This window comes from Rahnella laticis, assembly GCF_015644585.1.
GTDB lineage: Bacteria > Pseudomonadota > Gammaproteobacteria > Enterobacterales > Enterobacteriaceae > Rahnella > Rahnella laticis.
Genome location: NZ_JADOBI010000005.1, coordinates 237949 through 257294, shown reverse-complemented (window position 1 = coordinate 257294; position 19346 = coordinate 237949). Strand labels below are relative to the sequence as shown.

Below are 19346 nucleotides of genomic sequence, written 5' to 3'. Positions count from 1 at the left end.
GACGCTGAGAATGACAAACCGGGCGAAAGCCCGGTTTTTTATGCCTGAATTACTGCCAGTCAAAATCCTATTTCTTCACAATTCCGGCAATATCATTGGTATTCATCAGATGATAATCGCCGTTCATGTCGGTGTAGCTGGTCATGCCGGTATCGCGGTCGCGGTCAGGTTCGCCGTGGGCGAAAAGCTGGTCGCCGGCTTTGGTGTGTATCACATAATCGCCAGCGCAACCGGTTAATGTCATCGCCAGAACTATCGCCGTCAGGCAGGATAATCTCTTCATTGTTCAGTAGTTTCCTGTTGCAATCATCTGCCCGCATTACAAAACAACCCGCCGCAAGAAGCAAAGGATAAAAATGTCACCAGGCGTAATTGTGTGAACTGAGTGACTGATTTATCACGGCTCATTTTGGTGCACGCGGTTTCGCTATCCTCTTTTTCGTCGCTTTTCAGCACCAGCGCAGTGCGGTGTGATCCCGTCGTCGTTTCTGTCAGTTGCCCGTAACGCGGGCTGAGCGCTATCTATACTCACAGAGCCCGACACATTCTCAGAGCATTGGAAACACTGGCAGATATTTTGCTTATGTTTCTTACCTTTGATTCAACCTCGGGAAACCTTTCGTCTTTTGGCTTCAGCCGTGAATTTCAAAATTAAGCTTCAGAATTTTCTTTTTAGTTCAGGTTTCTACTCAAACACAGTGCTAAGGATCATGACGATGTCGATGAAATTTATGAAAAGTCCGCTCTCTTTGTTGCTGGCCGGTTGTCTGGTTACCGCTTTCTCCGCGCATGCGGATATTGTGATTGGCGTCGCGGGGCCGTTTACCGGGCCGAATGCGACTTACGGTGATCAGTACTGGCACGGGGCCACGCAGGCTGCCGAAGACATTAATGCCGCAGGCGGGATTAATGGCGAGAAAATCAAACTGGTACAGGGCGATGACGCCTGCGAACCGAAACAGGCGGTGGCGGTGGCTAACCGTTTGGTCGATCAGGATAAAGTGCAGGCCGTGGTCGGGCATTTCTGTTCTTCCTCCACCATGCCTGCCTCCGAGGTGTATAACGACGCCGGAATTATCGCCATCACGCCGGGCTCCACCAACCCGCAAATCACCGAACGCGGCATGAGTGATATGTTCCGCATGTGTGGCCGCGACGACCAGCAAGGATTAGTGGCGAGCGATTACATCATCGACAAACTGAAAGCCAAAAAAGTGGTCATCATCCACGATAAAGACACCTACGGTCAGGGGCTGGCGGACGCCACCAAAGCGGCGCTCAACAAACGCGGTGTAAAAGAGGTGATGTATGAAGGGCTGTCACGCGGCGAAAAAGACTTTAACGCGCTGGTGACCAAAATCAGTGCGCAAAAACCGGATGTGGTGTTCTTCGGCGGCTGCCATCCGGAAGCCGGTCCGTTAGTACGTCAGATGCGTGAGCAGGGCGTTCAGGCGACCTTCTTCTCCGGCGACTGTATCGTCAATGAGGAGATGGTGACCGCTGCCGGTGGCCCGCAATACACCAACGGCATTCTCATGACCTTCGGCAAAGACCCGCGTCTGATCCCGGACGGCAAAGCGGTTATCGATAAATTCCGCGCCAGTAAATTTGAGCCGGAAGGTTATACGCTCTACTCCTACGCGTCCGTTCAGGCCATTGCTGCCGCATTCAAAGCCACCGGCGGTACGGATTCCGCCAAAGCCAGTGCCTGGCTGAAAGTCAACAGCGTCGATACCGTCATGGGCAAGAAAGCCTGGGACAGCAAAGGCGATCTGAAGGTTTCCGATTACGTAGTCTATAAGTGGGATGACAAAGGCAAATACCAGGAAGTGAAGGAATAAAGCTATCTTATTTGCCATTTTGAGCCCGGGCAGTACTCACTCTTTTCGGAAGAGCTGGCTCACATACTTTATGTACGCTCCGGCTCTTGCGTGCTGGCCGGGTTCAAACTGGCTGCAACGATTACGCTTTATTAATTTTGATCGCGCTTTTCGTCATCGCGGTCGCAAAAAGAGACTGCGTATTTATGGATTCATTCTTTCTGCAACAATTGTTTAATGGCATCACGCTCGGCGCTGTCTACGGTTTGATCGCCATCGGCTACACCATGGTTTACGGCATTATCGGCATGATTAACTTCGCTCACGGCGAGGTTTACATGATTTCTGCGTACCTGTGCGCCATCGCGCTGGCGCTGCTTTCCTTCTTCGGGCTGCACTCTTTTCCGTTGCTTATCCTCGGCACGCTGGTGTTCACCATTGTCGTGACCGGCGTTTATGGCTGGGCGATTGAACGCATTGCCTACAAACCGTTGCGAAATTCCACCCGCCTTGCGCCGCTGATTTCCGCCATCGGTATGTCGCTTATCCTGCAAAACTACGCACAAATCAGCCAGGGACCACGCCAGCAAGGGATCCCGACCATGCTGGACGGCGCGGTGCGTTTTCACATTGGCGAAAGTTTTGTGCAGATGACGTACACCAAGCTGTTCATTCTGGTGGCCTCGCTGGTCGGAATGCTGGTGCTGTCGTGGATTATCAGCAATACGAAGCTCGGGCGTATGTGTCGCGCCGTCCAGCAGGACCGCAAAATGGCGTCGATTCTCGGCATCAATACAGACCGCATTATTTCGCTGGTTTTTATGATTGGCGCGGCGATGGCCGGGCTGGCGGGCGTGCTGGTCACCATGAATTACGGCACGTTTGATTTTTACGCCGGTTTTATCATCGGTATTAAAGCGTTCACGGCGGCGGTATTGGGCGGTATTGGTTCGTTGCCGGGCGCGATGCTGGGCGGCCTGATTCTGGGGATCGCCGAAGCGCAGTTCTCGGGCATGGTGAACTCGGATTACAAAGATGTCTTTTCGTTTGGATTGCTGGTGGTGATCCTCATTTTCCGCCCTCAGGGCCTGCTGGGTCGTCCGGTCGTGACGAAAGTGTGAGGGGAAAAAATGACGTCACAAACTGATATGAGGAGCGGTTTTTCGCTCAAACGTTGTCTGCTTGATGCCATTTTTGCCGGGCTGGTGGCGCTGATTATTTTCGGCCCGGTCGTCGGCGTTGTGCTTGATGGCTACAGTTTTACATTCCACAGCCAGCGGCTGGTGTGGATTATCGCCGCGGTGATGCTCGGACGTTTCCTGCTTAGCGCATTTTTAGAAACGGCAGCTGGGCGGAAAATGCGTGCGCGCTTTGAGGCTGACAGCGCCGGAGTTTATGTGCGTCCGCCGGATTACAAAAGTAACCTGCGCTGGGTGATCCCGCTGATTCTGGTGCTGGCGATTTTCTTCCCGTTTGTGGCCACAAAATACATTCTGACCGTGGCGATTTTAGGGCTGATTTACGTCCTTCTGGGGCTCGGGCTGAATATCGTGGTCGGGCTGGCGGGGTTGTTAGATCTCGGATACGTGGCTTTTTACGCGATTGGTGCGTACGGGCTGGCGCTGGGTTATCAGTATCTTGGCCTCGGATTCTGGTCAATGTTGCCGCTGGCGGCGGTGATGGCCGCACTGGCAGGCGCGTTGCTGGGTTTTCCTGTGTTGCGGATGCACGGCGATTATCTGGCGATTGTGACGCTCGGTTTCGGGGAAATTATCCGTCTGGTGCTGACCAACTGGTTGTCGTTTACCGGCGGACCGAACGGCGTTTCCGCGCCGCCACCCACATTCTTCGGGCTGGAATTCGGCAGGCGGGCGAAAGAGGGCGGCGTGCCGTTTCATGAATTTTTCCATCTGACCTATAACCCGAATATGAAGTTTATTTTTATCTACGCGGTGCTGGTTCTGGTGGTGTTGCTGGTGCTGTTTATCAAACATCGCCTGACGCGGATGCCGATCGGGCGTGCGTGGGAAGCGCTGCGTGAAGACGAAATCGCCTGCCGGGCCATGGGGCTGAACCATGTGCTGGTAAAACTTTCGGCGTTTACGCTCGGCGCATCAACGGCCGGTATTGCCGGGGTGTTTTTCGCCACCTATCAGGGATTCGTTAACCCGACATCTTTCACCTTTTTTGAATCCGCGCTGATCCTCGCCATTGTGGTGCTCGGCGGGATGGGCTCGACCATCGGCGTGGTGCTGGCGGCATTTGTTCTTACGGTCGCGCCGGAGCTGTTGCGCAGTTTTGCGGAATATCGCGTGTTGCTGTTTGGCGTGCTGATGGTGGTGATGATGATCTGGCGTCCGCGCGGGTTAATCCGCATCAGCCGCAGCGGCTTTACCGTGCGTAAAGGAGTCGCGCCATGAGTGAGGCTCTGCGTCGCGACAACATTCTTAGCGTGCAGCATCTGATGATGCATTTTGGCGGGATCAGGGCGCTCAATGACGTCAATCTGGAGGTGAAACGTGGCTCAATCACGGCATTAATCGGCCCGAACGGTGCGGGGAAAACCACGGTGTTTAACTGCCTGACCGGGTTTTACAAGGCGACCGGCGGCAATATTTTACTCAATACGCAACGGCGTACGACCAATGTGATTCAGGTGCTCGGGCAAAAATTTCAGGCCAGTGACTGGGTGAAACCGGCGCAGCTCGGGCAGCGGATTTTCTACAAAATGTTCGGCGGAACGCATCTGGTGAACCGCGCGGGACTGGCGCGCACGTTCCAGAATATCCGTCTGTTCCGCGAAATGTCCGTCGTCGAAAACCTGCTGGTGGCACAGCATATGCAGACTAACCGCAATCTGATTGCCGGCGTGCTGAATACGCCGGGCTACCGCCGTGCGGAGAATCAGGCGCTGGATCGCGCATTTTACTGGCTGGAAGTGGTGGAACTGGTGGACTGCGCCAACCGGCTGGCGGGGGAAATGTCGTACGGGCAACAGCGACGTCTGGAAATCGCCCGGGCGATGTGTACTGCGCCGGAAATGATTTGCCTGGATGAGCCTGCGGCGGGTCTGAATCCGGTTGAAACGCGCACGCTGAGCAAAATTATCCGTTTTCTGCGAGACCACCACGACATCACCGTGCTGCTGATTGAACACGATATGGGCATGGTGATGGAAATTTCCGACCACATTATCGTGCTCGACCACGGTGATGTGATTGCCGAAGGCGTTCCGCAGGCCATTCAGAACGATGAAAAAGTGATCGCCGCTTACCTGGGTGCCAGTGAAGATGAGGTCAGCCTATGAGCAACGCGATGCTGGAGTTTCGTGAGGTCGATGTTTTTTATGGCGCGATTCAGGCGCTGCAAAAAGTGTCGTTGCAGGTTAACGAGGGTGAAACGGTGGCGCTGATCGGAGCGAACGGCGCAGGGAAATCGACGCTGCTGATGTCAATTTTCGGGCAGCCTCGCGTGCAGAGCGGGCAGATTCTGTTTCGCGGAGAAGATATCAGCCGAAAATCCACGCACTTTGTGGCGTCGGCCGGGATTGCGCAGTCGCCGGAAGGGCGGCGCGTTTTCCCCGATATGACCGTCGAGGAGAATCTGCTGATGGGCACCATTCCTGTGGGAAATAAATATGCGGCGGAAGATTTGCAAACCATGTTCGATTTATTTCCCCGCCTGAAAGAGCGGCGGAAACAGCGCGCGATGACCATGTCCGGCGGTGAGCAGCAAATGCTGGCGATAGCGCGTGCGCTGATGAGCCGTCCGAAACTGTTATTGCTCGATGAACCCAGCCTCGGGCTGGCACCGATTATCGTTAAACAGATTTTCCAGACGCTGCGTGAACTGGCGCGCAACGGCATGACGATTTTTCTGGTTGAGCAAAATGCGCATCACGCGCTGAAGCTTTCCGACCGGGGCTATGTGATGGTCAACGGGCAGATACGTCTGAGCGGAAGCGGGGAAGAATTGTTGCATAATCAGGAGGTGCGTAAAGCCTATCTGGGAGGAATCTGATTTATCGCTTTCAAAGCCCGTAATACCGCGTATTGCGGGCTTCCCGCTAAACTATTTTCTCAATTTCCATCACCCCTCCACATTTCACTCACAGTATTCCGTTATCATGCAATTCTTACAAATTGGTGACTGGAAAGTTAAATTTCTGAGTTATCATGCAGAGTTACCCATCAAAAATTTGTTAAAGATGAGTTTTTTAGGACGAATCAATGACCTGACGCAGTGTTAAAGCGTTGACCCTCAGGGGACAACGGGCTATATAACGCTGTCCGTTTTTGGCATGAATTTTCCTGTCTCAAGGATCAAGGATGAAGTGAATGGCGAACGCGCCATTCATTCGATGCGTTGAACCGTCGGCGCTGCTCGTAAAAAAGCAGAAATGGGTCGTAGCGTTTATTGTTTAATCAGACAGGGTGCTGAAATGGCTTCTGAGATACTTTCTTTTGTTTTATTTCTTTCCTCTATCTTTTTCTACGTCACCCGCGCGTCGGCTGGGCGTGTCTGGTTTTCGCTGGTTCTGTTTTTCCTCGGGCTTTACGTCATCCTCAACGTCGTCTTGATCGGCAGTAATTATTTTACTGGCGAAGGCATCACTGACGCCGTGCTTTACACCGTCACCAGCAGCCTGAAAGGCGCCGGGCTGAACAAATATATCCTGCCATTCATCGGCTTACTTGCCGGTCTGATTGCCGTATTTGCCCTGCTGGCGTGGGGCCTGAAACAGCGTCGCGCTAAAAACAGCAGCGCGGTCTACAGCGTGCTGGCCGTGGTGCTGGCGGTGTTTTCGGTCGGATCCACACAGGCCTTCCAGAATATTTCCCGTCTGGTCAAAACGCAGATCAGCGGCAATGGTGCGGACTTCGACACGTATTACAAAGTGCCGGAAAAAGTGGTGAAAGGCGCGAAAAAGCCGAATCTGGTTTACATCTATGGCGAAAGTCTGGAACGCACATATTTTGATGACAAAGTGTTCCCCGGGCTGACGACTGAATTAAGCCGCCATAAAGCACAAAGTATTGATTTTACGAATACCAAACAAGTTCCCGGCACCGGATATACTATCGCCGGCATGGTGGCTTCCCAGTGCGGTATCCCGCTGTTTGCCCCGTTTGATGGCAATGCGTCCAGCGCATTAGCCACGTTCTATCCGGAAAACGTCTGTCTTGGCGACGTGCTGAAAGGTGCGGGCTACACCAACTATTTCTATCAGGGTGCGGAACTGGCGTTTGCCGGTAAAGGCACGTTCCTGAAATCTCACGGTTTTGATCATCTGTATGGCTACAACGAACTGCGTCCGACCGTGGCTGACCCGGCATACAAAAATGACTGGGGCTGGTATGACGACACGCTGCTCGACGAGGTTTACAAGAAATTCATCACGCTGAGCAAAGAGGGCAAGCCTTTCTCGCTGTTCACGCTGACGGTCGATACGCATCACCCGGACGGCTTTATTTCCCGGGGTTGTACCCGCAAAGACTATAAAGTGAACGGGAAATCCAACCAGTCGCTGAGCGCGGTATCGTGCAGTCAGGAGCTGATTTCGGCATTTATCGACAAGATTAAAGCGTCAGGCTATTTCGATAACACCATCATTGTGGTGTCTTCCGACCATCTGGCGATGAACAACACCGCCTATAACATTCTGACCAAGCAAAACCGCAAGGACTTGTTCTTCGTGCTCGATGGCCGTAAACCGGTTGGCGATCTGAATGCTGCGAAACGCAGTACGCTTGATAACGGTGCCACGGTGCTTGATATCATGGGCGGCGATAACTACATCGGCCTGGGGCGCAGCGGTTTTTCCGCGACATCCATGACCGCGCAGTTCCTCAATATTGATGACAAAGTGAATGCCTGGAAACCGGCGGTTATCAAACAGTGGGGCTTCCCGAACAGCATTAAAAATTACACGGTCAACAACAAAGACAGCAGCTTTACGTTCTCAGGTATGACCATCAAAACGCCGTTCATCCTGAAAGTGACTGGCGAAAAAATCGAGCCGATGTTTGATGTGTATCTGTCGACGCCGCTCAAGAAACAGCTTGCCGGTCTGGCGACCAGCGATAACTTCGTCTGGGTCGATAAATGCTATGAAATGGGCCGCGTCTGGGCACCGGAGCTGTCGCTTAATACCGGCCTGTGCGTGGCATCCGGTAACCTGGGTGCGAAGCCGTCTATCGTGCAGGTGAGCGGTGATTCGTTTAAAGGCAAAGTCGACTTCGCCAAAGATACGTCGGGCAGCAATGCGATTTATCAGAAAACGCTGGCTGCGCTGAACATCGACGATGCAGCGACCACCTATCAGTCGCCGTCCATCGCGTTTATGGTGCCGGGCCTGCCTGAGCAGGTGAAAGCCATTACGGGCGTTTCTTCGGTTGAAAACTGGGGGCGCTGGTCAGATGCCAATCTGGCACCGTCGGTAAAAATTGATTACGTGAAACCGCTGCCAGCGACGTTTGATGTGGTTATCCGCGCCAGAGCCTATGGAAATAACATCGACAAACCGGTTTCCGTGCGAGTCGGCGATCAGGAACAGTTTGTGACCTTTGGCGATCAGGACGGCATTGTGAAGGTGCAGTTCACTAACCCTGACGCGGCGCAAAGTATTGTGATTACGCCCCCGTCACCGACCGAGCCGACCGAAGGTACCAGCGGTGGTTTCCAGCCGCGTAAACTGGGCATCGGCATGGTGTCGCTGGAAGTTCAGCCGGTTGATCCGCAGTCATAAAAGTATTGATGTCAGGAATGAGAAAAACCCGCTTCGGCGGGTTTTTTTTGTCCGCAGATCGCGAATTTCCCTACTCCCGCAAGGTTAGCTTTTTTATTGATTTGCTATCCCATTTCACATATTCATTTCAGGAATATGAATCTCTTAAACAATATTATAAAGAAATAAGCCTATGGGTATACTCGCCAAATTCCTGCACGGAAACTCGGCTCTGCGCAGGCTTCTCATCTAAATTTTGGGGATACTCCATGCAAGCAATGTTTAATAAAACTAAGACCCGCCTTAAACGTACCATTTTACTGGCTGCCACCTCTGCAGTTGTGATTTCCGGCAGCGTTCTGGCACCGCTTGCGGCAGCGCACGCAGCCGATAAAACCACCATCAAAGTCGGCATCATGAGCGGCGAAGACGAAGATGTCTGGCGCGAAGTCGTTAAACAGGCGGCGGCAAAAGGGCTGACCGTTAAACCGGTCGTTTTCAATGACTACAACCAGCCAAACGAAGCACTGCAAAACGGCGAAGTAGACGCCAATGCGTTCCAGCATCAGCCTTTCCTCGATAATCAGATCAAAGTGAACCACTACGATATCGTCCGCGTCGGTTATACCGCCGTCTGGCCAATCGGTTTGTATTCCAAAAAAGTGAAAACCGCCGCAGAACTGAAAGACGGCGCGGTGATCGGCGTACCTAACGACCCGGCAAACGAAGCACGCGGGCTGGTTCTGCTGGAGCAATCCGGCGTGATCAAACTGAAACCGGGCGCAGGGATTTCTGCCACAACGGCAGACATCACTGAAAACCCACGCCACGTAAAAATCAAAGAGCTGGATTCCGGCATTATCGGCCGCTCCGTGCCTGATCTGGATGCTGCGATCGTTAACACCGACTGGGCGCTGAAAAGTGGCCTGACGCCGGCTGACCGTATCGCGCAAGAACCGGTAAAAGGTAACCCGTACAACAACTTCATCGCTGTTAAAACTGCGGATGTTAACGCACCGTGGGTGAAAACGCTGGTGAGTTCTTATCAGAATGACGCCGTCAAGCAAGTGTTTGATAAGGTTTACAAAGGTACTGGCGTAACGGCCTGGTAAGGAAGTAAAAGCATGACAATAATCACTGAGACCGGGGCGCAGTTTACCGCTACGTCCCCGGAAAAGGACAATGCCCGCCGCCCTCTGGCGGGCACTCCGGCACAGACAGACCGGATTGCTGACAAGGATGCTGCACAAAATGTGGTGCGGTTGCATCAGGTCAGCCGCCGGTTCGGGGAAACGCAGGCCCTGAACGGCGTGTCATTAACGGTAAAACGGGGCGAAATTCTCGGGATTATTGGCCGCAGCGGGGCAGGGAAATCGACCCTGATCCGCTGTCTTAACGGGCTGGAACAACCGGACGAAGGCTTGATCGAAATCGAAGGTCACGCCATTACCGGGCTGAGTGAAAAACAGTGGCAGTCGGTGCGCAGCCGCGTGGGGATGGTGTTTCAGCATTTTAATTTGCTGTCGGCCAAAACCGTCGAACAGAACGTTGCACTGCCGCTGAAAATTGCCGGTTTCGACAAGGCGCGTCGTCTGGCGCGTGTGGCCGAACTGCTGGCGCTGGTCGGGCTGGAGGATAAAGCCAAAAGTTATCCGGCAGCGTTGTCGGGCGGGCAAAAGCAGCGTGTCGGCATTGCCCGCGCGCTGGCTGCCAGCCCGGCGCTGTTGCTGTGTGATGAAGCCACGTCGGCACTGGATCCTGAAACGACCCGCTCAATTCTCGCGCTCCTTCAGTCACTGAATCAGAAACTGGGGATCACGATTTTGCTGATCACCCATGAGATGGAAGTGATCAAGAAAATCGCCCATCGCGTGGCGGTCATTAACGCCGGTGAAATCATTGAAGAAGGCCCGGTGTGGCAGGTCTTTGCCCATCCGCAGTCGCAGCTCACCCGCACATTGTTACAGGGCTTGCTGCCGCAGTTACCGGAAGCGCTGGCCGATGAACTGACGACGGAGCGTCAGGGACAGGCGATTTACAGCGTACAGTATGCCGGGCAGGGCAGTCAGGGGGAGATTATCACCCAGATGGCGGCGGAATTACCGGGTAAGTTCCGGCTTATTCAGGGCGGTGTGGATCATATTCAGCATTACGCTATCGTGCGATTTTTCTACTCGGTACCGGTGGCTGACGCTGCCGCCGAGCAGGCCGTTTTACACTGGCTGCAACAGCGCCAGGCAACTGTGGAGCTGACGGGCTATGTCTCCGGTAATGCTTGATCTGTTATTCAATGCCGTCCAGGAAACGCTGCTGATGACGGCAGTTTCGGGCTTATTCTCACTGGTTGCCGGTTTACCGCTTGGGCTGATTCTGGTCATGAGCAGCCCGGGAGGGATTGCCGAAAACCACTGGGTTAACCGTTCGCTCGGGCTGGTTATCAACGGTTTCCGTTCATTGCCGTTTATCATTTTACTGGTGGCACTGATCCCGGTGACCCGTTTTCTGGTAGGGACTTCGCTGGGCACGTGGGCGGCGATTGTTCCGCTTTCCATTACCGCTACACCGTATTTCGCCCGTGTGGCCGAAGTGTCGCTGCGCGATGTGGATCGCGGGCTGATTGATGCGGTGCGGGCGATGGGGGCCAGTAAGCTGCGCATCGTCTGGGATGTATTAATCCCGGAAGCGCTGCCGGGTATTTTGTCCGGGTTTGTCGTGACGCTGGTGGCGCTGATTGGTGCCTCGGCGATGGCGGGCGCGATCGGTGCGGGCGGATTGGGTGATCTGGCTATCCGGTACGGCTATCAGCGTTTTGAAACCGTGGTGATGGTGGAAGTGATTGTGGTGCTGATTGTCATCGTCTGCGGCATTCAGTGGCTGGGCGATCGCATCGTGGCGCGCGTGGATAAACGTCATTAAAAAGCCGGTCGTCATCGGGCGACCGGCTTTATCAGACTGGCTAAAAAACGTTACATCTCACTGCGTGAACGCCAGCGCTCGCGGGCCATAAAACTTTTAACACCCACATCCAGGAACGGGCGCGGCGGCAGATAATTGGCGCGTCCGACTGCTTCCATATCTGCCAGCAGCGGATTATCTTCACCCAGCGCATGTTCTGCGAGCAACCGGCCAAACGCGCTCTGTTTCGAGCTGCCTGAGCCGTTGCAGCCTGCCGACGAATAGACATTCTCCGATAAATTCCCCCATACCGGCGCACCATTACGTGTAATGCTGATCAGCCCCGACCAGGTGTACGCCATATTCACATCCTGCAATTGCGGGTAAATCCGCGCAAACAGCTTCTGATGGCGGCGCGCGTGGCGGCCAGTCTCCACCGCACTGGTCACCAGACCCGGCGCAAAATTCACGTGTTCGCGGATAAGAAAACGATGATCTGAGGTATAACGCAACGTTGCGCCCGCGAGCGCATTCACCGGCGTCGACCCCCACGCAGAGATATCGCCAATAACACGGCGCTGTTCAGGCGTCAGCGGCTCGGTGAGCGTCGCAAACGTCGACATCGCGAATACGTTACCTTTAAACAGCGGCAGCCCGCGGGCAGCACCGTTAATCGCCAGCATCAGCTTACGGGCGCGGACTTCGCCGTGCGGCGTTTCGGCGCGGATCGTGCCCTGTGTCTCTATCTGCAAAGCCGGGGAATTGGCATAAACCGTGACGTTTTCCGGCAGTGTCGCCACTAAACCGCTGATCAGAGCCGCCGGATTGACCAGAATGCAGTTCGGCGTATACACCGCGCTGCGGTAGAAACTTGTGCCCAGACGCTGTTTCAAAGCGGCGTTATCCAGATATTCAAAGCTTTCGCCGAGCGTGGTCAGCTCTTTCTGATAATGCGCAATCTCGCCGTCAAACTGTTCGCTCACGGCGCAATGGTATTTCCCTGAATTCAGCCAGTCGCACTCAATTTCGTGCCGGTCAACGGTGTCTTTCAGGTGATGAAGCCCGTACTGCAACAGACGGCGGTAAGTGTTGGCATGCTCCAGTTCAGCCGACGTGCTGCCAACGGTGTGGGGCAAATCAATGACAAAGCCGGAGTTGCGCGCCGAGGCGTTATCGGCAACGTCGAGTGCTTCAAGCACCACGACGTGTTCATGCGGGCGAAGCTCTGCAATCCGGCGGGCAAAAGCCAGCCCGGCAAATCCTGCGCCGATCACCAGCCAGTCAGCCGTTACCTTGCCATGCAGGGCCGGATGACGTGTTGTATCGCCACGCAGCGCCGCCCAGCCGTTGATATTCTGATCGAGTGGTAAGTTTTTAATTTTCATTTGCGACATCAAATTGTTATCCCGGGTGGTTCGATCCTAAGTTATGGACGTTTAGATGTCTAATGCACAATGATGATAAACATATATTCGTCTCACGGCAGGGTGAGCGGGCAGGCGAAAATTAGGACAAAGTGAATATTAAGTAATCAGATGGCAGGGAGGTTGACTTGCCAGAATGCGCGCGGGTGCTTGAGGCTTATTGGTCTTGAGCAGTGTTGTTCAAGGCGTAATAAGAAGAAAGCCCCGAGTTAATTTTTTCAATCAACCCGAGGCTACCAACGACGCCTAGACAACGTCAGGATAGCCTCATAGATGCAGAAATGCAACGGAGGTTAAGATGGCGCGAAAGCTGATTTTGTACGGGCTCATGGTGATCTGTTTCACGTTATTGGCCTGGACCTGGATGGTGCGTGATTCGCTGTGCGAGTTGCATATTAAGCAGGGAAATACGGAAATTGCGGCAGTCTTAAGCTACGAAATTAACGGCTAACCGTAAGGTGGGGTTCGCCCCACCTTTTCGGATGTTGACAAAGCAAGTTGGCCTCAGGCACCCATTTGCAGAAAATGCAAAAACAAAAAGGCCCGAATTTTCATTCGGGCCTTCTCGTATTGTGTGGTGGAGAGAGAGGGGTTCGAACCCTCGATACGATTGCTCATATACACACTTTCCAGGCGTGCTCCTTCAGCCACTCAGACACCTCTCCAGTCGCCGGCTACACCGCAGTGCTGCTGACCGGCGCTAATGTAGGGAAAAGCGCGTTCAGCGTCAACCTTCTTTTTGCAGGTTCTGTGCTGTTTAGACAAACTTAGAGCAGTTTGCTGATTTACAGACCAAAAACTGTATTAAGGATGACCAGTTTGCCGTAAGTCACGCAGCGTCATTAATTCTGCTTATGCTTATGAATAGATAATTAGAATAACTGCATAAAAGTGCGATTAAGCAGCAAACACTTCCCGTTACGGTTAAATAGCAAAATATGTTGTGAAAATCGCCAGTCCCGAAGGTATAACAATGGATTCTAAAAAAAGGCTTCGTATAAAAACTGGGCTAGTTAAAACCAGAAGCAGAATAAATCCACACAACGGGACAGGGGTTCTTACTTGAGTCAGTCAAATAACGCGACGGCGTCGCAGCACCGCACGGCGATACCTGCCGGCGCGGGCACATTATTCTTCGTTCAGACTTTCGCGACACTCGGCTTCGCGGTGCTGTATTCCACTCTGGTGCTGTACGCCACAAAAAAACTGGGTTTCAGCGAAGATAACGCCAACGCCATTATGGGCGTGTTTGGTGCGTTCAACTATGGCCTGCACATGTTTGGCGGTTATCTCGGCGGCCGTTATCTGAGCAACCGTAACCTGTTTGTGCTGGGCATGGTGTTGCAGGTCTTCGGCTGTGCGCTGATTGCGCTGGAAGGCGTAACCGGCCTTTACTGGGGGCTGGCGATGTTCCTGACCGGCAGCGGGCTGAACGTGACCTGCCTGAATATGATGCTGACGCAGCGTTTTGCACCGGATGATGACCGCCGCGAATCGGCGTTCCTGTGGAATTATGCCGGGATGAATCTGGGCTTCTTTATTGGTTTTGCCGTTGCCGGTTATTTCCAGCTGAGCGAAAACTATCGCGCGCTGTTCCTGTTTGCCACGCTGGGCAACGTGGCGGCGGTGGTGGTGACGCTGTCTCGCTGGTCGATTCTGGCCGACATCAGCACGCCGCTTAAAGAAGCCAGCCGCGGCCAGTTGCTGCGCCGTATGGCTGTCGGTATCGCCATTTTAATCGTCCTGGTGCCGGTTATCCGACTGTTGCTGACCCACGCCGAGTTCAGCAGTTATTTTGTGGTTGCGCTGGGTATTATCATTTTTGCGCTGATGACGCTGGTCACTTTCCGTCACCGCCAGGCTGATGAACGCCGCCGCATGAAAGCGTATCTTCTGCTGGCACTGGGTTCGCTGGTGTTCTGGACGCTGTATCAGCTGGCTCCGATGGGGCTGATGCTGTTCTCCGAAAACAACATCAATCTGAACGTTTACGGCATCCGCGTGGCACCGCAGTGGATCCAGAATATCAATACCATCGTGATTGTTATCGGCGGACCGCTGATGGCGCTGTGGTTCAATAAATTGCGTCAGCGTGGCTGGAAAATTGATGTTCCGGCACAGTTCTCGGCTTCTTTATTCTGCATGGGACTGGGAATGCTGGTTCTGCCGCTGGGGATCCATCTTGCGGGCGGCGACGGGCTGGTGGCGTTTAAATGGATTGCCATCAGCTATCTGCTGCAAAGCATTGGTGAATTGCTGATTTCTCCTATCGGCTACGCGATGATTGGTAAACTGGCCCCGGCGCGTTATCAGGGCGTGATGATGGGCTGCTGGATGATGGTGACCGGCGTGGCTTCGGTGCTCGCCAGCTACATCTCCGGGCTGATGCCGCAAAACGAAGGCAGTACGCCGGTGCTCACTAACCCGGGCTACAGCGAAGTCTTCAACATGCTTGGCTGGGGTTCTGTTGTCACCGGCGTGGTTCTGCTGGTTTTGATCCCGCTTCTACGCCGGATGATCCGCCGCGAGCCTGCCGTTGCCTGACCTGAACGACAACGCTATCAGTGAATCTTCAAGTCCCGATTTTCGGGGCTTTTTCTTTTTTCGGCCTCAGGGTTGCATCCTGATGATATTCAGGGAAATCTATCAGCTCACAGGAGGCGTCCCCGATGAACATTATTTTTTACCACCCTACATTTGATGCAAAGCCCTGGATTGACGGAATAACAAAACGCATACCGCAGGCCAGAATGCGCGTATGGAACGCCGCAGACCACGAACCCGCCGATTACGCGCTGGTCTGGCGGCCACCGCACGCCATGCTGGCCCCGCGCACGATGCTCAAGGGCATTTTTGCCCTCGGCGCAGGCGTGGATGCCATTCTCACACAGGAACAGCGTCAGCCCGGCACATTGCCCGCCGGTGTGCCGCTGATTCGTCTCGAAGATACCGGAATGTCGTTGCAGATGCAGGAATACGCGCTGGCCAGCGTGTTACGGTATTTCCGCCGCATGGATGAATACCAGCTGTTCCAGCAGCAAAAACAGTGGCGGCCGCTGGCACCGCATTCTCGCGGTGAATTTACTGTCGGCATTCTTGGCGCTGGCGTGCTGGGCAGCAGCGTGGCGAAAGCGCTGGTTGACCTGCAATTCACCGTTCGCACCTGGAGCCGTAGCGAGAAATCTCAGGACGGCGTGCAAAGCTTTTACGGAGACAATCAGCTGGCGGCATTTGCGTCCGGCTGCAAGGTGCTGATTAACCTGCTGCCAAATACGCCGCACACCGCCGGTATTCTTAATCATCAACTGTTCACAAATCTGCAGCATAATGCTTATCTGATTAACCTCGGACGCGGCGGACATCTGGTGGAAGGTGATTTGCTGCGCGCACTGGACAGCGGGCAGATTGCTGCCGCCACGCTCGATGTTTTTGCCGAAGAGCCGTTGCCGGGCATGCACCCGTTCTGGTCGCATCCGCGCGTCAGCATCACGCCGCACGTGGGTGCGGATACTTTGCCGGAAGAAGCGATGGACAGTATTGCGGCGAATATTCTCGCTATCGAAGCAGGGCGGGAACCGGCAGGACGTGTCTGCCTCGACCGGGGTTATTAACGTTCATCTGCTAAAATTACTCACGTGGCGGCCATGCAGTCGCCACGGGATCACTTAAGGAGAGCACATGCCGTACCCCGTTGATTTGCATATGCATACTGTTGCCAGCACGCATGCTTACAGCACATTACATGATTATATTGATGAGGCCGCTGAGAAAGGCATTAAGCTGTTTGCCATCACTGACCACGGCCCTGATATGGCCGATGCCCCGCACTACTGGCATTTTATGAATATGCGGGTCTGGCCGCGTCTGGTGAACGGAATCGGCATCCTGCGCGGTATCGAATCGAACATCAAAAACATTCAGGGCGACATTGATTGCACCGGCCCGATGCTCGATGAAATCGACGTGATCATCGCCGGTTTCCATGAGCCGGTGATGCAACCGGTGGATAAAGAAACGCACACCGCCGCGATGATTGCCGCGATGGCGGGTGGCGAAGTGCATATTATTTCGCATCCGGGTAATCCGAAATACCCGATTGATATTCCTGCCGTTGCGGCGGCGGCGGCGAAATATAACGTCGCGCTGGAGCTGAATAACTCCTCCTTCATCCACTCGCGTAAAGGCAGCGAACCCAATTGCCGTGCGGTTGCGCTGGCGGTGAAAGAAGCCGGTGGCTGGCTGGCGCTGGGATCGGATTCGCACATTGCGTATTCACTGGGCGGGTTTGAGCATTGCGAGCGTATTTTGCGTGAAGTTGATTTCCCGGAAGACCGTATTCTGAACGTCAGCCCGCGCCGTTTCCTGGATTTTCTGGAAAAACGCGGGCGCGCACCAATTGCAGAATTAAGCGAACTGTGACATTGTCGCGGCCAATTTGCGGGGGATTGCCCCTTTTCACCGACTGATCAGGTTATTGTTATGAATGAATTTTCAATTGTCTGCCGTATTCTGGGCACGCTGTTTTACCGCCAGCCGCAGGATCCGTTACTGGTTCCACTTTTTGGCCTGATTCAGGACGGAAAATTGCGCGAACACTGGCCGCTGGAGCAGGATGCGTTACTGATCCGTTTGCAGGAAAGCGCCGATCCTCAGGCGCTGGCCGCTGAGTTTAACCGTTTGTTTGTCGGCTCAGAATGTGCAGTTTCGCCTTTCCGCAGCGCTTACGTTGATGGCGCAAATGAAATGGATATCCGTACTTTCCTGCAACAGCGCGGAATGCCGTTAGGCGAAGCGCCTGCCGATCACTTCGGCGCGATGCTGCTTGCAGCGTCATGGCTGGAAGATCAGTCGCAGGAAGATGAAGTGGGCGCACAAATCACCTTGTTCGATGATTACCTGTTCCCGTGGTGCGGGAAATTCCTCGGTAAAGTTGAAGCGCACGCCACCAGCGGTTTTTACCGCACGCTGGCTGAAATCAGCCGCGAAGCATTGCAGGTGATGCGCGATGAGCTGGAAGAACAGCTGCCGCCGGATCTGGATGACGACGAAGAAGACGATCAGTAAATCCCTGATGAGTCAGAAATAAAAAAGCCCGGCCATGAAGATGTGCCGGGCTTTTTATATTAGTCAGTAAACGGGATGACGAGTTCACCCGGTTTCACTTCTATACCTTTCGCCAGTTTTTTGGCCATCGCTTCGCCTTTGCTGCGATCGCCATTCAGAACGTACGCCGGACGCTGATCGAAGTAAGTTTTCAGCGAATTATTCAGGTAAGGCATCAGGCCTTTCATCACGCTGTCCATTTTTTCCGGCTGAATGGTGTAATCCACCACCTGCATATCTTTCAGGAAAATCGCGCCTTTATCCTTGTCGTACGACGGATTGGCTTTAAGCGTCAGGTGCATATCGGCTTTCTGCGGGCCAAATAATGACGAGATATCGACATGTGCGTCGCCGGTCAGCGTGACGACGCCTGGTTCGGCGCGGCCAATCTGGCTGCTGAGATTGGTCAGCACTAATTTCGCATCCACCAGCCCCGGCACGCCGAGTTGTTTCTCGAAATTATTGTTCTTGTGCAGATAGTCATTAACCTGCTGCTCGCTGATGGTGTACTGCGTCAGCTGGTTACACCCGGCCAGCAGGCTGGCGCACATCAGAACTGCTGCACCTAAAAGTCGCTTTGTCATTCTTCCCTCATTACGTAAAAACTATTTTGTCAGCATGACCGCTAAACGGTTTCGCTCCAATCAGACAACGCTGATTAGCCTAAGTGCTGGAGAAGGGGAAGAAAAGGGAAAATCGCCGGAAGCAGGCTTCCGGCGTAAGATTTAACTGGCTAAGCGTGTAAACAGATTAACCTGCGTCTGTTTTGCCATATTGTCGCGATAAGCCTGAACGCGGGACGGCCACTCAATTCCCTGAACGATAGTCAGCGAACGCAGTACCGGCCAGAGATTGATGTCATCTTCTGAAAGCTCGCCGTTGACGGCGTTCGGTTCGACGATCAGCTTATCGAGCGCACGTAAGTCCTGGCTGATTTTTTTTACCAGACCTTCTGAATGTTTCAAATGCTCCTGAAAATCGCCGCTGGCAGCCTGCTTTTTGTCGGAGAAATATTTACGCGCTTCCGGCGTGGAGAACTCTTCCAGCGGCGCGGCTGCAAAACGAGGCAGCAGCAGACGACCCATATATTCAGAAACATGACGCAGCCAGGTCGCAACAGACGCATTTAGCGGGCCGGTCAGCAACGGTTTTCCGTCACTTTTATCCACGTAATGCACGATGTCCATACTTTCCGGCATAAAGCCGCCATCCTGTTTTTGCAGGATCGGCACCATCTTTTTGCCCACCATGGAAATCGGGGTTTTCTCGTCATCATTGAGCAGAACTTTGATTTCTACCGGAATGTTTTTCAGACCGAAAATCATGCGTGCTTTAACGCAAAAAGGGCAATGTTCGTAAACGTAAAGTCTCATGGTT

18 protein-coding genes and 1 tRNA gene are annotated in these 19346 nt (G+C 53.7%); 14 read left to right on the top strand and 5 right to left on the bottom strand.

From position 1 onward, the window contains the following. Positions 1–67: 67 nt before the first annotated feature. A complete protein-coding gene (locus IV433_RS13080; protein ID WP_195814493.1) occupies positions 68–283 on the bottom strand; it encodes a YgdI/YgdR family lipoprotein in 216 nt (71 codons plus the stop codon). Positions 284–716: 433 nt separating this feature from the next. Here IV433_RS13080 and IV433_RS13075 point away from each other — a divergent pair, with 433 nt between their 5' ends. The 9 genes from IV433_RS13075 (at position 717) to IV433_RS13035 (ending at position 11463) form a co-directional block, all read left to right on the top strand. Then, the gene (locus IV433_RS13075; RefSeq protein ID WP_195814494.1) at positions 717–1841 is read left to right on the top strand and encodes a branched-chain amino acid ABC transporter substrate-binding protein; all 1125 of its coding nucleotides are present in this window, start codon (positions 717–719) and stop codon (positions 1839–1841) included. 185 nt (positions 1842–2026) lie between these two features. Then, the gene (locus IV433_RS13070; protein WP_195814495.1) at positions 2027–2941 is read left to right on the top strand and encodes an ABC transporter permease subunit; all 915 of its coding nucleotides are present in this window, start codon (positions 2027–2029) and stop codon (positions 2939–2941) included. A 9-nt stretch (positions 2942–2950) separates the two neighbouring features. Continuing rightward, positions 2951–4240: a high-affinity branched-chain amino acid ABC transporter permease LivM gene (livM, locus tag IV433_RS13065; RefSeq protein WP_195814496.1), complete on the top strand. Its 1290-nt coding sequence runs from the start codon at positions 2951–2953 to the stop codon at positions 4238–4240. Next, positions 4237–5127, top strand: a complete 891-nt coding sequence (locus tag IV433_RS13060; protein WP_195814497.1) for an ABC transporter ATP-binding protein — start codon at positions 4237–4239, stop codon at positions 5125–5127. Before livM ends, IV433_RS13060 begins: the two co-directional genes overlap by 4 nt. After that, positions 5124–5840, top strand: coding sequence for an ABC transporter ATP-binding protein (locus IV433_RS13055; RefSeq protein WP_195814498.1), 717 nt, complete (start codon positions 5124–5126; stop codon positions 5838–5840). Before IV433_RS13060 ends, IV433_RS13055 begins: the two co-directional genes overlap by 4 nt. A gap of 421 nt (positions 5841–6261) precedes the next feature. Continuing rightward, entirely contained in the window at positions 6262–8568 is a 2307-nt protein-coding gene (gene opgB / locus IV433_RS13050) for a phosphatidylglycerol--membrane-oligosaccharide glycerophosphotransferase (RefSeq protein ID WP_195814499.1), read from the top strand. 248 nt (positions 8569–8816) lie between these two features. After that, a complete protein-coding gene (locus IV433_RS13045) occupies positions 8817–9659 on the top strand; it encodes a MetQ/NlpA family ABC transporter substrate-binding protein (protein ID WP_195814500.1) in 843 nt (280 codons plus the stop codon). A gap of 12 nt (positions 9660–9671) precedes the next feature. Beyond that, a complete protein-coding gene (locus IV433_RS13040; protein ID WP_195814501.1) occupies positions 9672–10826 on the top strand; it encodes a methionine ABC transporter ATP-binding protein in 1155 nt (384 codons plus the stop codon). Then, positions 10807–11463 carry a methionine ABC transporter permease gene (locus IV433_RS13035; protein ID WP_195814502.1) on the top strand — a complete coding sequence of 219 codons (657 nt, stop codon included), beginning with the start codon at positions 10807–10809 and terminating at the stop codon, positions 11461–11463. Before IV433_RS13040 ends, IV433_RS13035 begins: the two co-directional genes overlap by 20 nt. A 50-nt stretch (positions 11464–11513) precedes the next feature. On the opposite strand, the gene IV433_RS13030 is transcribed toward IV433_RS13035, so the two are convergent. Next, the gene (locus IV433_RS13030) at positions 11514–12827 is read right to left on the bottom strand and encodes an NAD(P)/FAD-dependent oxidoreductase (protein ID WP_195814682.1); all 1314 of its coding nucleotides are present in this window, start codon (positions 12825–12827) and stop codon (positions 11514–11516) included. Between the two features lie 337 nt (positions 12828–13164). On the opposite strand from IV433_RS13030, the gene IV433_RS13025 reads away from it, so the two are divergent. Further along, positions 13165–13317, top strand: coding sequence for a Hok/Gef family protein (locus IV433_RS13025; RefSeq protein ID WP_195814503.1), 153 nt, complete (start codon positions 13165–13167; stop codon positions 13315–13317). A 124-nt stretch (positions 13318–13441) separates the two neighbouring features. Here the strand turns inward: IV433_RS13025 and IV433_RS13020 are convergent. Further along, positions 13442–13531: transfer RNA gene (locus IV433_RS13020), tRNA-Ser, on the bottom strand. 397 nt (positions 13532–13928) lie between these two features. Between IV433_RS13020 and IV433_RS13015 the strand changes: the two genes are divergently transcribed. The 4 genes from IV433_RS13015 to IV433_RS13000 all read left to right on the top strand — a co-directional run bounded on the left by IV433_RS13015 (position 13929) and on the right by IV433_RS13000 (position 17930). Beyond that, the gene (locus IV433_RS13015) at positions 13929–15410 is read left to right on the top strand and encodes a peptide MFS transporter (RefSeq protein WP_195814504.1); all 1482 of its coding nucleotides are present in this window, start codon (positions 13929–13931) and stop codon (positions 15408–15410) included. Between the two features lie 125 nt (positions 15411–15535). Next, positions 15536–16477, top strand: a complete 942-nt coding sequence (gene ghrA / locus IV433_RS13010) for a glyoxylate/hydroxypyruvate reductase GhrA (RefSeq protein ID WP_195814505.1) — start codon at positions 15536–15538, stop codon at positions 16475–16477. Between the two features lie 67 nt (positions 16478–16544). Next, positions 16545–17285 carry a phosphatase gene (locus IV433_RS13005; protein ID WP_195814506.1) on the top strand — a complete coding sequence of 247 codons (741 nt, stop codon included), beginning with the start codon at positions 16545–16547 and terminating at the stop codon, positions 17283–17285. 60 nt (positions 17286–17345) lie between these two features. Next, positions 17346–17930, top strand: coding sequence for a TorD/DmsD family molecular chaperone (locus IV433_RS13000; RefSeq protein WP_195814507.1), 585 nt, complete (start codon positions 17346–17348; stop codon positions 17928–17930). A gap of 59 nt (positions 17931–17989) precedes the next feature. Here IV433_RS13000 and IV433_RS12995 read toward each other — a convergent pair whose 3' ends face one another. Further along, positions 17990–18553 (bottom strand): lipoprotein, encoded by a 564-nt coding sequence (locus IV433_RS12995; RefSeq protein ID WP_152325783.1) that lies wholly within the window; start codon positions 18551–18553, stop codon positions 17990–17992. A gap of 141 nt (positions 18554–18694) precedes the next feature. Then, positions 18695–19342, bottom strand: a complete 648-nt coding sequence (gene grxB, locus IV433_RS12990; RefSeq protein ID WP_195814508.1) for a glutaredoxin 2 — start codon at positions 19340–19342, stop codon at positions 18695–18697. Positions 19343–19346 lie beyond the last annotated feature (4 nt).

What these genes read in the sequence shown, in the direction of transcription:
- IV433_RS13080 (WP_195814493.1), bottom strand. Translation starts at nt 283, where the DNA reads ATGAAGAGATTATCCTGCCTGACGGCGATAGTTCTGGCGATGACATTA.
- IV433_RS13075 (WP_195814494.1), top strand. Translation starts at nt 717, where the DNA reads ATGTCGATGAAATTTATGAAAAGTCCGCTCTCTTTGTTGCTGGCCGGT.
- IV433_RS13070 (WP_195814495.1), top strand. Translation starts at nt 2,027, where the DNA reads ATGGATTCATTCTTTCTGCAACAATTGTTTAATGGCATCACGCTCGGC.
- livM (WP_195814496.1), top strand. Translation starts at nt 2,951, where the DNA reads ATGACGTCACAAACTGATATGAGGAGCGGTTTTTCGCTCAAACGTTGT.
- IV433_RS13060 (WP_195814497.1), top strand. Translation starts at nt 4,237, where the DNA reads ATGAGTGAGGCTCTGCGTCGCGACAACATTCTTAGCGTGCAGCATCTG.
- IV433_RS13055 (WP_195814498.1), top strand. Translation starts at nt 5,124, where the DNA reads ATGAGCAACGCGATGCTGGAGTTTCGTGAGGTCGATGTTTTTTATGGC.
- opgB (WP_195814499.1), top strand. Translation starts at nt 6,262, where the DNA reads ATGGCTTCTGAGATACTTTCTTTTGTTTTATTTCTTTCCTCTATCTTT.
- IV433_RS13045 (WP_195814500.1), top strand. Translation starts at nt 8,817, where the DNA reads ATGCAAGCAATGTTTAATAAAACTAAGACCCGCCTTAAACGTACCATT.
- IV433_RS13040 (WP_195814501.1), top strand. Translation starts at nt 9,672, where the DNA reads ATGACAATAATCACTGAGACCGGGGCGCAGTTTACCGCTACGTCCCCG.
- IV433_RS13035 (WP_195814502.1), top strand. Translation starts at nt 10,807, where the DNA reads ATGTCTCCGGTAATGCTTGATCTGTTATTCAATGCCGTCCAGGAAACG.
- IV433_RS13030 (WP_195814682.1), bottom strand. Translation starts at nt 12,827, where the DNA reads ATGAAAATTAAAAACTTACCACTCGATCAGAATATCAACGGCTGGGCG.
- IV433_RS13025 (WP_195814503.1), top strand. Translation starts at nt 13,165, where the DNA reads ATGGCGCGAAAGCTGATTTTGTACGGGCTCATGGTGATCTGTTTCACG.
- ghrA (WP_195814505.1), top strand. Translation starts at nt 15,536, where the DNA reads ATGAACATTATTTTTTACCACCCTACATTTGATGCAAAGCCCTGGATT.
- IV433_RS13005 (WP_195814506.1), top strand. Translation starts at nt 16,545, where the DNA reads ATGCCGTACCCCGTTGATTTGCATATGCATACTGTTGCCAGCACGCAT.
- IV433_RS13000 (WP_195814507.1), top strand. Translation starts at nt 17,346, where the DNA reads ATGAATGAATTTTCAATTGTCTGCCGTATTCTGGGCACGCTGTTTTAC.
- IV433_RS12995 (WP_152325783.1), bottom strand. Translation starts at nt 18,553, where the DNA reads ATGACAAAGCGACTTTTAGGTGCAGCAGTTCTGATGTGCGCCAGCCTG.
- grxB (WP_195814508.1), bottom strand. Translation starts at nt 19,342, where the DNA reads ATGAGACTTTACGTTTACGAACATTGCCCTTTTTGCGTTAAAGCACGC.